The sequence below is a fragment of the Rhodococcus sp. KB6 genome, from assembly GCF_001445685.1.
Classification (GTDB): domain Bacteria; phylum Actinomycetota; class Actinomycetes; order Mycobacteriales; family Mycobacteriaceae; genus Rhodococcus_F; species Rhodococcus_F qingshengii.
Window position 1 is genome coordinate 16046 of record NZ_LNAK01000008.1, and the last position, 11987, is coordinate 28032.

General features: G+C 61.6%; 11 protein-coding genes and 1 tRNA gene. 4 read left to right on the top strand and 8 right to left on the bottom strand.

The window, feature by feature from the left end; genetic code table 11:
- Nucleotides 1-73: 73 nt before the first annotated feature.
- The 8 genes from ASU23_RS01480 to ASU23_RS01515 all read right to left on the bottom strand — a co-directional run bounded on the left by ASU23_RS01480 (nt 74) and on the right by ASU23_RS01515 (nt 8221).
- Nucleotides 74-2656 carry a glycosyl hydrolase gene (locus ASU23_RS01480; RefSeq protein ID WP_058037012.1) on the bottom strand — a complete coding sequence of 861 codons (2583 nt, stop codon included), beginning with the start codon at nt 2654-2656 and terminating at the stop codon, nt 74-76.
- A 2-nt stretch (nt 2657-2658) separates the two neighbouring features.
- Nucleotides 2659-3645 carry a DUF1839 family protein gene (locus ASU23_RS01485; RefSeq protein WP_003946304.1) on the bottom strand — a complete coding sequence of 329 codons (987 nt, stop codon included), beginning with the start codon at nt 3643-3645 and terminating at the stop codon, nt 2659-2661.
- Nucleotides 3645-4586: an amino acid--[acyl-carrier-protein] ligase gene (locus ASU23_RS01490; protein WP_058037013.1), complete on the bottom strand. Its 942-nt coding sequence runs from the start codon at nt 4584-4586 to the stop codon at nt 3645-3647. The genes ASU23_RS01485 and ASU23_RS01490 overlap by 1 nt, the downstream gene beginning before the upstream one ends.
- The gene (locus ASU23_RS01495) at nt 4583-5773 is read right to left on the bottom strand and encodes an acyl-CoA dehydrogenase family protein (RefSeq protein ID WP_042448906.1); all 1191 of its coding nucleotides are present in this window, start codon (nt 5771-5773) and stop codon (nt 4583-4585) included. The genes ASU23_RS01490 and ASU23_RS01495 overlap by 4 nt, the downstream gene beginning before the upstream one ends.
- On the bottom strand, nt 5770-6012 hold the full coding sequence (locus tag ASU23_RS01500) for an acyl carrier protein (protein WP_003946296.1): 243 nt from the start codon (nt 6010-6012) through the stop codon (nt 5770-5772). The genes ASU23_RS01495 and ASU23_RS01500 overlap by 4 nt, the downstream gene beginning before the upstream one ends.
- Entirely contained in the window at nt 6005-6451 is a 447-nt protein-coding gene (locus ASU23_RS01505) for a holo-ACP synthase (protein WP_003946314.1), read from the bottom strand. Before ASU23_RS01505 ends, ASU23_RS01500 begins: the two co-directional genes overlap by 8 nt.
- Before the next feature lie 285 nt (nt 6452-6736).
- Entirely contained in the window at nt 6737-7378 is a 642-nt protein-coding gene (locus tag ASU23_RS01510; RefSeq protein ID WP_003946317.1) for a ScbR family autoregulator-binding transcription factor, read from the bottom strand.
- A gap of 189 nt (nt 7379-7567) precedes the next feature.
- Complete coding sequence (locus ASU23_RS01515; protein ID WP_003946303.1) at nt 7568-8221, bottom strand: TetR/AcrR family transcriptional regulator; 654 nt, start codon at nt 8219-8221, stop codon at nt 7568-7570.
- Between the two features lie 154 nt (nt 8222-8375).
- On the opposite strand from ASU23_RS01515, the gene ASU23_RS01520 reads away from it, so the two are divergent.
- From ASU23_RS01520 to ASU23_RS01535, 4 genes are all read left to right on the top strand, one after another.
- Nucleotides 8376-8446: transfer RNA gene (locus ASU23_RS01520), tRNA-Gln, on the top strand.
- Nucleotides 8447-8534: 88 nt separating this feature from the next.
- Nucleotides 8535-9986, top strand: a complete 1452-nt coding sequence (gene glmU / locus ASU23_RS01525) for a bifunctional UDP-N-acetylglucosamine diphosphorylase/glucosamine-1-phosphate N-acetyltransferase GlmU (RefSeq protein WP_003946310.1) — start codon at nt 8535-8537, stop codon at nt 9984-9986.
- Nucleotides 9987-10057: 71 nt separating this feature from the next.
- Nucleotides 10058-11038, top strand: a complete 981-nt coding sequence (locus ASU23_RS01530) for a ribose-phosphate diphosphokinase (RefSeq protein ID WP_003946284.1) — start codon at nt 10058-10060, stop codon at nt 11036-11038.
- Nucleotides 11039-11400: 362 nt separating this feature from the next.
- Complete coding sequence (locus ASU23_RS01535) at nt 11401-11934, top strand: hypothetical protein (RefSeq protein ID WP_058226039.1); 534 nt, start codon at nt 11401-11403, stop codon at nt 11932-11934.
- The last annotated feature ends 53 nt before the right edge of the window (nt 11935-11987 follow it).

The window sequence follows — 11987 nt, forward strand, 5'->3', positions numbered from 1 at the left end:
ATCCCCACCGAGGCAGAGTTGCGCGCCGGTTCGATTCTATCGGTGTGCGATCTCGCAGCGCAGTCCGATCCGTTCAGTTTCCCGTAGCACTCGTCTTCTTCGACGTCCGCTTGGACGGCGAGGATTGTGTGACCGGAGTGATCGGCGGCGCCACGGCCGCACTCACGTGCGAGTTGAGCGCCCGAACGCGACCGATCACCTTCGTCGCCTGACCGGTTCTCCGTAGGCGTACAGTCCTGCGACCGTTCGGCGCGAGGTGGAACCAGGAGTCTTCGGGCTCGAAGCCCTGCAGTTCGAGGGCAACGTATTGGGCGGAAGCATCCGTCGAGACGTCGACTACCCACTCTTCGTCACCGACGTTGCGCGCTGTGGCAACAAGTCCGACCGATCGCTCGCGAGGCCGCGCCGAGCCACCCAGGAGGTGGACCACTTCGTCCACCATCTCGCCGTCTTCGTCTTCGAGTGTGACGGTGACGGCGTCGTATGTCCGCGCCCCGAACCGAAAGACGTGAGTGAGGTCGGTGAAACGGCCGACAAGGCTGTCCACGGACCAGGTCAGACTTGAATGCGCTTCCACGTTGACCGGTAGCGCGACGTCGACCGGGACGACACCTGACCGACTGTGCGCTCGGAACCTGATCTCGCCGACGACAGGTTCGGCGGTCTCGTTGATCGCGTCGAGCCTCAATCCGTCCATACCGTCGTCCGTGACGAGGAGCGCGATCGGTTTGGCGCTCCTACGGAGCACGAACCACGGAGCTTTGGGGCTGCCGCTCCAATCGAGGACCCCCCATCCCGGTCCGGGCTCCATGTCTCGCAGTGCGAGTGTCAAGGCGCCGTCGCACCGAGAGTCCGGGCGACGCCAGTATCCGAGCGTCGATGCGAACGCCTCACATACAGCTGCTCGCCCCAGGTCGAGATAGCGTTCCGGGTCGGACCACCGGACTTCACGAGCGTCTTCGCCGAAAAGCGCGTAGACGTAGTGGTCCCGAACATCCTCGAAATCCCACGACGATCCGTTGTCCCGAGGCACCGCGGCTTTCCATGCCGGGTGGTGCCCCGCGACGGCGAGTGAACCGAATTCGTTCTCGATCACGGCATTCGACGGTGGAATCGAAAATGCCAATGATTCGGTCGCAAAACGTACTCGCGCGCTGAGCACGTCGGCCAGTGGACGACGATAGGCACCCACCCCGAAGTAGTGAGCGACCCCGCTTCCGACATGCGTTGCCAATTGCTCGCCCCCGCGAGGCGCCGAGGGGGACGACGTCACGTACTCGAGTTCGGGTGCCACCGTCGAGATCAACTCCGGCAGTCTCGAATGAATGAGCGGGATGTGTTGATCGACCAAGCCCAGCATGGTCGGCTGCTGTTCGGTCTCGCTGCCGCCGCAGAAGACTGCCAAAGCGGGATTTCCGCGCACTCTGTGCAAGAACTCGGTGACCTCGGAGGCAACGAGTTCGAAGAATTCGTCGGTGTCGGGCGGATCGAGCGTCGCCAACATCATGTCCTGCCACACGAGAATGCCCAGTCGCGCGCATTCCTCCCAGAAGTGGTCGCTCTCGTAGACCATCGTCCCCGGGATTCGAATCATGTTCAGGCCGGCCTCTGCCAGGCGTTCCAAGACGCGAGTGGTGCCGGCGTCGCCTTGAAGCGAGATCGGGTCGGTCGGCACCCACACCGAACCACGGCAGTACACCCGGATGCCGTTGACATACAAACGGAATCCACCATCGGATCTGTCGACCTCCACCGTCCGGAAGCCAACTGAACCGAGATGCTCGGAGACTCCGACCGCTTCCATCGTCACCCGATAAGTGCGCGGGGTGCCATGAGTGTGCGGCCACCACAACTTCGCTTCCGGCACTTCGACGACGCCGGACACCTCGAGAAATCCATCCGGTCCGGCGGATACAGCCAACTGCCGCGAGTGTTCGCCGACACGCACGGTCACGTACTCCAGCGAGGCCGGCAATCCGGTGAGCCGAGCACTGACGGCAACGCGACCGGTTGTGCCGTCAACACTCGCATGCTTGACAGCAGAGACTACGGCGGCAATCCCCTTGTCCAACAGGCGGATACCCCGCCACGGACCCACCGGTACCGGCACACCACTGAACACGGGAGCCATACCGAGCATCGTGGTTCGGATCCACCGAAGGCCCTGCTCACGGACCATCGACGAGCGCCAACGTCCTCGAGGACGCCTCGATCTCAAAATCGCGGAGAGAGAATGAAAATGAACAGCCACCTGGACACGTTTACCAGCGCCGACTCCGGCCGGAATGCTCACTTCCCCAGGTGCGAACATGGATTCAGTGGACGCGACACGGACACCGCCGATCCAGACATCCGCAAACGCCGTCATACCGTCGAACTGGAGCAGCCACGACCCCTCACCAGTCGTGGCCACGGTAGTCACGAACCACCAGTCCGACGATGAAACGGATGATTCTGAAACAGACGACGAAACGGACTTTGTGCGTCCGGCGTCCGTTTGCGCCGCACGTAACGCACCGACGACTGTTCCAGGCACGGACGCTGCGACCCACTCGGTCACGGCTTCGAGGGCATCCGGGTCGGATATGGATCCGGGTTCGGTTGCAGCGCATCGCCATATCGCGCCGGCCAGCAGGTCTGCTGACGAACGTGGCACTGTCAGACCAACCTCAGGTGTCGATGCGAGTCGACGCCGACTGTGTCGGCAACGATTTCCATCGCCCTCTTCCACGACACGGCCATCTCGTCGAGTTGCTCACGCGGGTCCACCGCGCGGCCCCTGGATGCACGCGCCATCTGAAACTGCACGCTCTTGGCACCGGATGCCACTTTGCGGAAATCTGGCGCAGCTTCGCCTGTCCCGGAGAAACCTGCAGTGTCCAAGAACTCGCTGGCGTCGGCGGCCAGCTCCGCGCTGGCCCCGCACTGACGAAGTAGCCCGAAGGACCAGAGGTGAAACGCATCCATACCCGCCCCCTGCACCCATTCGAGGTCGTCGATCACCTTGCGTCCCAGCTCTCGCACGGGATTACCCACCGCTCGAACCGCTACATTCCGCCGAGCCACTTCGGCGATGTTTCCGGCGTTGGTCGCGTGAACCGGATTCAACCTGATCTGTTCGACGTAGGGCACGAACGAAGGAAGTGAGGAACGATCGAGATCGAAGACGCCGGAGAAATCGTCGCCTCGCAGCAAGTAGTACCCGCTGTTGTGAAAGTACTCGAGCTCGCCGGCAACGCGATCGATCCGATTGGGCACGATCGTGGTCTTGGTGTGCCCCTCGTGATAACTCGTTCCAAGAGTGTCGGGAAGCCAGTATCCGTCCACTTCAACCGTCGACAGCATCCCAACCGCGAGGTTGTCCTCGACATGGATCAGCGGTGCCCGCCAGACGTTCATCTCGGCGACTTCGATTCCGTACAGCGCGTAGATGTCCTCGGCCTTGAGCTTGAGGAACGTCCACTGAGTCCCGTCGAACCGCGATGAGAAGGCACATGCCAATGCCGGGACGGGGTCCAATCCCAGCGAATGCAACACTTCGATCCACAGATCCGTGTAGCAGTTGGTCTGCGCCCACACGCGGTCGTCCTGATGCAACGAATGGGGCCTGTAGCGATCAGGTGAAATGTCGATGAGCCGTGACATCAGATGCCCATTCGTTCACGAACGGAGGTTGGCCATGCAGCCACGTCAAGACCATGAGTCCGCAACAAGGACAACGCGATTCGCTCCATCCCGAAGCCGACGCACGAGCTGTGTGCCACCTCCCCCTCCGCCGTTCGGATGTCGAAGTTGACACCGAAATGGTCGAGATGGTTGTTCGAGGACACGATCGCCGTGCCCTCGTCGAGATCTCCGTAGAGCCGAACCGTCAGTTCCGTCTTGAGATTCTCTTCACGCTGGTTGGCTGCAAGCATCTTTCCGGCGCGCCCGAAGAAAGGATCATTGGCGATCACCGGGGTAGCGTCGAGTTCGAGCCGGCCGAGCACCTCGAGCCCCCGCTCGATCCAGTGCTCGCGATGCGCTCGCGCTGCCGCGGCGTCACCGATCGTCACGAACTCGTGCATCCGAAACGCCTGCATGCGAGCCGGATCGATCGCCGGTTCGTGCCGGAAGCAAAAACCGTAGATGTCCAGCAGCACTCCGCCTTCGGGGAGAACTCCGGTATACCGCGCATAGGCAGGATGGCACGCTGCGGACACGAGCATGGTCTCGGTCGGCTCGAGGTGGCGGTCCCACGATTGTCCCTCGGCGCGATCGGCCAGCAGTCGCGCGTGATCGCGATTGGAACCAGCGAAGGTGTTGATGGCGCCGGTGAGGTTGGGAAACGAAGCGATGTAGTCGGTGCGCTCGAAACTGCTCCGCGGGAACACCGGCGGGAACCGCAGCCGAGTCGCGGCGTCGCCTGGCCCCGCTGCAATCACCACTCGGTCGATACCGTCGACGATGTCCTCGAACACTCCGGAACGCCCGTAGAGTCCCGGCACCTCCGTCTCGACGAGAAGTCCTTCGACGAGCAGTTCACGTTGAAATGCAGCCCGGGCCCGATCCAGATCGGTCTCGCCTGTCACAGTCTCGTTCGTCATAGCGTTCCCCGGTATCCGATAGCCATGTGCGCTGAACCTGCCATGATTCGATCGTTGTTCACCATCACCGCTGCGCCGTGCGCGTCACGAAGGTGCCGACCGAGCGAGAATTCGGTGTCCTCGCGATATCCCGAGATTCCACAGATCAACATTGTCTGCCCCACGATTTCCACCACCGCTGTCGACGCTGTGACTTTCAGGTTGTTCATTGCGAGCGAAAATCCCACCGCTCCCGTCGCCTCGAAATCGGCAACGCCTTCCTCCGCGTGGACTGCGCGGTCGTACCTGCGTGCAGAGGCGCCGACGAGATCGGCGAATTGTTGTGCCGAAGCGGCAACTTCGGCGAGCCGCAGCGCTCCGGGGGAAGTGACCCCGGGCTGCTTGCGGGCGGCGGCACGCACGTACTTGCGCGCCTTCTCGACTGCAGCGTCGGCAATTCCCAACCACACCGAACTCCAGACGACGTGCGAGACCGGAAGCATCGTGTGGGTGGAGATATCGGAATACGGTACGTCGGCGACCATCTCCGGCGTCGAGGTGGCCCGAAGGATGTAACCGAGACTGCAAGTTCCCCTCAGCCCCAGCGTGTTCCACTCGGTGGTGCGTTCGAGCGTCAGGTCTGGGGTACGACACACCACGAGAACCTGATCGTTCGGCTGACTCTCCGGTGTTCGCCGAGCCGTCACGACTATCGCGTCGGAGTGTTCACCGTACGAAATGACAGGCGCGTTCTTGATCAACAGCAGGTGACCGCCCAAGTCTTCCACCGCGCAGTAACTCCGGCTGACGTCACCACCGATTCCCAGCTCAGTGGTTGCCGATGCCAACAGCAATTGCTTGTCGACCGTTTCTTCGACAAACTCGCGTAGTGCTTCGGTGTTGCCGTGCTTGACCAACGAGTATATCTGCGTCTGATGCATCGCGAAAATCATTCCGCTTGCTGCACAGCGTGTTCCGATCACACGGGCGATCTGCGACACTTCCTGCAGCGAGAGCCCTTCGCCGCCTAGTTCCCTCGGCACAGCTACGGACAGCAGCCGTTCGCTTCGCATGGCGTCGACAGCTTCACGCGGAAACCTTGCTTCTGCATCGACTTCGTCGGCCCACACCGCTGCAACTTCGTCGGCCAACCGTGCGGCCCGCTCGAGGGCCGTTCCGGTGGAGCACTGCGATTGCGGAGCGTTCATGCAGCACCCAACTCCGTCAACGCACCCTCGATCGCCTTGACGCTTGCGAAAGTACTCTTCCGCAACAACTCGTCAGGGAACTCGATGTCGAACGAATCCTCCAGCGCCAACATGACATTCACGCTCGCGTGCGACGTCAAACCCAACTCGTAAAGATCGGCCTCTCCGTCGATCGTGCTCACGTCGACTGCCAGCCGACCGTGCTCGACGAGCACTTTCCGAATTGCCTGATCAATCATCAGCGATGTCGTCCTTCTTTTCGATGCGAGCGCCCGAGCGTGTTGCGATCACCATTGCGATGGCCACGTCCGCTTCGTGCGAGATAGATACTTGAAAATCGTGCAGATCCTGGGCCCGCGCGAGTTCCGCGGCATTACCGGACAGTGTCACCCCACAGCCACCCCACTCGGCCCGAGTGATTTCGATGGAACTCCACGGAACGGGAACGTCACCAGGCCGCAGTACCTTCACCACAGCCTCTTTGGCGGCGAAACGTGCAGCCAATCGTTGATCCCGCGCCGGCCCGGCGCAGGTCTGCAATTCGTGCGGGGTGAAGGTCCGATCGAGATACCTCCGCCCGAAGAGTTCGATACTTCGAGTGACATCCACGACGTTCACTACGTCACAGCCGATCCGCGGGCCGATGTCGAGCATCGGCGTCGGCGCAGTGTCACCCATCTGTCGACTCCCCATCTGGGGTCGTACACGCCGGGCAGCCCCCTATGCTGCCCGGTGCGCCGACGCCGTCACCCTGCCCTGACAAACCTTCATTCCCAGCAATTCTTCAGCTACCGATAGAACATACCGCAATCCGAAGATTGACGGCAAGATCGGACTTCCAGATTCCCATCAACACTATAAACATACTCTCAGTTTGTTTCGAATGCAGAACAAAGAGAACAATGTCCCTACCAGGACATTTGCAGCAAATTGACCAAGGAGCAGTGCGGAGAGCCAGTGATTTCAGTGATCACTGGCAAGGCGACGGGCCGCGAATTGCCTGAAGTACTCCACTTTCGATTCCGGGACCACGATCGGCAGTATCAAGTTCCACGATGCCTTCATGGAGTCCGAAAGCTCACGAACGGTCCCGGTCGCGGCTGCCATCAGCCGAACTCCCGACGCAACTTCCAACAGGAAACGAGCAATGTCAGCAGAATCCGCGTCCGAACGCAGATCACCTTCGTCGGCCGCACGGCTGGCAAGTTCACGGTAAATGTCGAGCCACACGTCCAGAGTCGCCGGCCCGGAGCCCCGATAGTCTCCGATCTCGACTAACAAGCGGAACGTAGCTCTAACCATGGCGTCATGCGCACCGATGTCGACGATGACCGACGAAATACCGATCAGTGACTCGAGCGCGGGAGTTCGACGGTCCAACCAGAGCTCACATTTTGCGTCGAAACGTGCCGAACCCTCGTCGATCACTGCCCGCGCGAGTTCTTCCTTGGACCCGAAATGGAAGTACAGGGCGCCTTTGGTCACCTGCGACTCGGCGATGATCTCGCTCAAGCTGGCATTGGCATAGCCCAGGCGCAAGAACACACCCGCTGCTCCGCGCAGCACCGAATCACGGGTGGCTTCTGCCCGCTCTTGCCTCACCATCGATCCGGCCTCCAATCACCACACATCGAACGAATTCTTGGTCTTACCCGTTCACAGCGTCAAAATGGATGGCACGGTTCGGCATTCAACCCACCCTGCAAACAAATGAGACATTTGCCCATCAAACGATCGTGATACAGCGAACACAGCTTAGACCGCGATCCATCTCTGCGCGGCAGGCGCGCCTGGTTAACCCTCCAATTGTGGATCGGCTTCCAGATTCGTCAGCCCATTCCAACACAAATTCACGAGGTGAGCGGCGACAACTTCCTTCGACGGAGTCCGTTCGTCGAGCCACCAAGTAGCCGTAGTGGACACCATGCCGACAAGCGCCTGTGCGTACATCGTTGCTAGTCCGGGGTCGAAACCGCGTCTGGAGAAGTCCCCCGCCAACAGGTAGCCCACCTGACTGATCGCGTCGTTGAGGAGGCTCGAATATGTCCCACTGGGCGCGACAACGGACGAATCGCGCACGAGTATCCGAAATCCGTCGGTGTGCTCTTCCACGTAGGTGAGCAAAGCCAACGCAACCCGCTCGACTCGAACTCTCGAGCGATTTTGTGAGAGCGAAGACGTGATCATCTCGAGGAGTCGCGACATTTCCCGGTCCACTACGACGGCGTACAGCCCCTCCTTGCCGCCGAAGTGCTCGTACACGACAGGCTTGGACACGTTCGCGCGCTGGGCGATCTCCTCGATCGAGGTCGCTTCGTATCCCCGTTCGGCGAACAATGCCCGCCCGATCTCGATCAGCTGTTGCCGACGTTGGGTACCGGTCATCCGGATCCGTGTCACTCGTTCGGGAACTGGATCCCCGCCACCCGAACCGGACACCGTCGCCATTGTCTTCCTCTCGCCGACACACAAATCACTGCTGTGGACGCTCAGCCTATCGGGACTTCGGGGGCCCGATCGGAGGAGCGGTTCGACCTACGGCGGGTCGGCATGCGATTATTCTTTCGCGCGTTCGGCCGCAAGGCTCGGCAATGCGTGGCAATCCGCCGTGGTGTAATGGCAGCACCTCTGATTTTGGTTCAGATAGTTCAGGTTCGAGTCCTGGCGGCGGAGCTGGTGAACAACATGCTTTCCCGAGCGGAATGTATGTCTTGATCGACAGTTTGATCGACAGTTTGATCGACAGAGGGAGCTCAAACCAGTGCAGACCGCCGTGATCGTTCTCGCAGCGGGTGCCGGTACACGAATGAAGTCGAAGACTCCCAAGGTCCTCCACACTCTCGCCGGACGCAGCATGCTGGCACATTCGCTTCACGCGGCAACCTCACTGAATCCCACGCACCTGGTGACCGTCGTCGGTCACGATCGTGAGCGTGTCACCGAAGCCGTGAACGCAGTCGCCGGGGAACTGGACCGTTCCGTCACCGTCGCTGTTCAGGACGAGCAGAAGGGCACCGGGCACGCTGTCAGTTGTGGGCTCGAGGGGTTGCCGGCCGACTTCTCCGGGACCGTACTCGTCACAGCCGCCGACGTGCCTCTGCTCGACGGCAAGACCATCGCAGACCTCCTCGCCCAGCACACGGCTGCTCCCGCGGCCGCGGTGACGGTGTTGACGTCGACGGCCGTCGACCCCACCGGCTACGGGCGAATCCTTCGTACGACGGACGGCGAGGTGAACGCCATAGTCGAGGAGAAGGAAGCCACCGATTCGCAGCGCTCGATCACCGAAGTCAATTCAGGGGTCTACGCCTTCGACTTCGAAACTCTGCGCGACGCGCTGGCGTCCCTCGACTCCAACAACGCACAACACGAGTTCTATCTCACCGATGTGATCATGATCGCCCGTCGCGCGGGCAAGCGTGTTCGTGCTCAGCACATCGCGGATTCGGTTCTCGTCGCGGGCGCCAACGATCGCGTGCAGCTCTCGACGCTCGCCCGCGAGATGAACCGTCGGATCCTCGAGAAGTGGATGCGTGCCGGCGTCACCGTCGTCGATCCTGCGAGCACATGGATAGATTGCGACGTGCACATCGCACAGGACGTGACGCTCCTGCCCGGAGTTCAGTTGACCGGCACGACCTCGGTGGGCGAAGACGCCGTGATCGGCCCGGATACCACGTTGGACAACGTGAGAGTCGGTGAGCGTGCAGTCGTCGTCCGCTCGCACGGGACCGACTCCGTTGTCGGCGCGGACGCGACTGTCGGCCCCTTCGCCTATCTCCGGCCTGGTACCCGCCTCGGGGCACACGGCAAGATCGGCGCTTACGTGGAAACCAAGAACGCGGATATCGGCGAGCATTCGAAGATTCCGCATCTTACCTACGTCGGCGACGCCACCATCGGCCATCACAGCAATATCGGAGCTTCGAGCGTCTTCGTCAATTACGACGGGGTGAACAAGAGCCGTACTGTGGTGGGGTCGCATGTCCGAACAGGCTCCGACACCATGTTCGTCGCCCCTCTCGTCGTGGGAGACGGCGCATACACGGGTGCGGGCACAGTCTTGAAGAACGACGTACCGCCTGGGGCGCTCGCCGTCTCGGGTGGGGTGCAGCGCAACATCGAGGGCTGGGTCCAGAAGAATCGTCCCGGCACACCCGCGGCAGATGCCGCTGCAGCAGCTGCACAACCTGACGGCCCTGCAACAACCTGACAGCCCTGCACAACAGACAGCACAGATCACCACCAGATCGACCGGCAAGTACAAAAGGACGGCATGAACCAGTGACTGCGAATTGGATCGACAACCAGAAGAACCTGATGTTGTTCTCGGGTCGCGCACATCCCGAGTTGGCGGAGCAGGTGGCGAAGGAACTCGACATCCGCGTCACCCCGCAGACCGCGCGCGACTTCGCGAACGGTGAGATCTTCGTTCGATTCGAAGAGTCGGTTCGCGGCTCCGATGCGTTCGTCCTGCAGAGTCATCCGGCACCGCTGAACACGTGGGTGATGGAGCAGCTCATCATGATCGACGCTCTCAAGCGTGGATCGGCAAAGCGCATCACCGCCGTTCTTCCGTTCTACCCGTACGCCCGCCAGGACAAGAAGCATCGCGGACGCGAGCCGATCTCCGCTCGCCTGATTGCCGACCTGCTCAAGACCGCCGGCGCCGATCGCATCATCACGGTCGACCTGCATACCGATCAGATCCAGGGCTTTTTCGACGGCCCCGTCGATCACATGCACGCACACAGCCAGTTGGCCAACCACATTCGCGCGGGCTACAACCTCGAGAACATCACGGTGGTGTCCCCCGACTCGGGCCGCGTTCGTGTCGCCGAGAAGTGGGCCGACTCGCTCGGCGGAGCACCGCTGGCATTCATTCACAAGACGCGCGACCCGTTGGTACCCAACCAGGTCAAGTCCAACCGAGTCGTCGGTGAGGTCGAAGGTCGCACCTGCATCCTGATCGACGACATGATCGACACCGGCGGAACCATCGCCGGCGCGGTCAAGGTGCTCAAGGAGGCCGGTGCAGGTGATGTCGTCATCGCTGCAACCCACGGCGTCCTCTCCGACCCTGCGGCCGAGCGTCTGTCGACGTGTGGCGCGAAGGAAGTTGTTGTCACCAACACACTTCCGATCGACGAGTCGAAGAAGTTCCCGACGCTGACGGTGCTGTCCATCGCACCGCTGCTCGCTCGCACCATCAAGGAAGTTTTCGAGAACGGTTCTGTGACTTCGCTGTTCAACGGCAGCGCCTAGTCTCGCGCCGCACTACGGGCGCGTACCTGTGACTTCACGGTCACCGGTACGCGCCCGTCGTCGTCTTCGTGAAGGTCTCAGAAACAGACCACCCGGTCATCATGAAACCACCTGTGGGACACACGAATACCGCCGAATGCGACGATTGACATGATCTTGATCACGCTCCCGTCGAGAAACCCAGGTCGATGTTGGGGCGGTGTTCACCGCGCCGCAATCTTCGCCTAGTGTGGCTCGTCGTGATCGACGCGCAAACCCTGGAATCCCGGCCCGAATCTCATTCCCTGAATTCATCAGTTCCGACGATCCGGCGGTGGCGCCCAGGATCTTGTGTCTGGTGCGGAGACGACAACTCCGTGGACATGTTCCGCAACGAACCCCGCTGCGGAAAATGCCGTGAAAACGAAGGCATCATCGACGACGCCAAGCGCTTCCTCGGCATGTACGGTCTGCGCCCGCTCGGCGGCACGCTGCAGTCCGACGACGACGAAGAGCGCGAGTACCGCGTCAACGCACGCGAGGCCCGCCGAGTCCTGAACGAGATCCGTATGGACGTCCTTCCTGATGCGGCCGCTGTTCGCAAGGCAATTCGGCCCCGCGCCGCAACGGTTGTCGCCGACACGTCACCCGCACGCGCTTCCCGCCCCGCCAGCACGGGCACAGCGACGCGTGTTGCCGCTCCGGTCAAGACCGACACCGTGGACATCGACACGCTCCAGACGCGCGTCCTAGGGCTTCTCGATCAGCTCGGTTCGATCGACGAGCAGATCAAGGTCGCCGAACTCGCACAAGGGTTGCCGGCTCGCGCACGACTGAGCGATCTGAACAAGCAGAAGGCCACGGTTCTTCGCACGCTGGCCGCTCTCGAGAAGGCCCGCATCGCCGCCTCCAACTAATTCTCCTCGCGTCCGTCCCACGGCCCCGTCTCACTTGCGAGACGGGGCCGTTC

What these genes read in the sequence shown, in the direction of transcription:
- ASU23_RS01490 (WP_058037013.1), bottom strand. Translation starts at nt 4,586, where the DNA reads ATGACGAACGAGACTGTGACAGGCGAGACCGATCTGGATCGGGCCCGG.
- ASU23_RS01495 (WP_042448906.1), bottom strand. Translation starts at nt 5,773, where the DNA reads ATGAACGCTCCGCAATCGCAGTGCTCCACCGGAACGGCCCTCGAGCGG.
- ASU23_RS01535 (WP_058226039.1), top strand. Translation starts at nt 11,401, where the DNA reads ATGTTCCGCAACGAACCCCGCTGCGGAAAATGCCGTGAAAACGAAGGC.
- ASU23_RS01500 (WP_003946296.1), bottom strand. Translation starts at nt 6,012, where the DNA reads ATGATTGATCAGGCAATTCGGAAAGTGCTCGTCGAGCACGGTCGGCTG.
- ASU23_RS01510 (WP_003946317.1), bottom strand. Translation starts at nt 7,378, where the DNA reads ATGGTGAGGCAAGAGCGGGCAGAAGCCACCCGTGATTCGGTGCTGCGC.
- ASU23_RS01505 (WP_003946314.1), bottom strand. Translation starts at nt 6,451, where the DNA reads ATGGGTGACACTGCGCCGACGCCGATGCTCGACATCGGCCCGCGGATC.
- ASU23_RS01515 (WP_003946303.1), bottom strand. Translation starts at nt 8,221, where the DNA reads ATGGCGACGGTGTCCGGTTCGGGTGGCGGGGATCCAGTTCCCGAACGA.
- ASU23_RS01485 (WP_003946304.1), bottom strand. Translation starts at nt 3,645, where the DNA reads ATGTCACGGCTCATCGACATTTCACCTGATCGCTACAGGCCCCATTCG.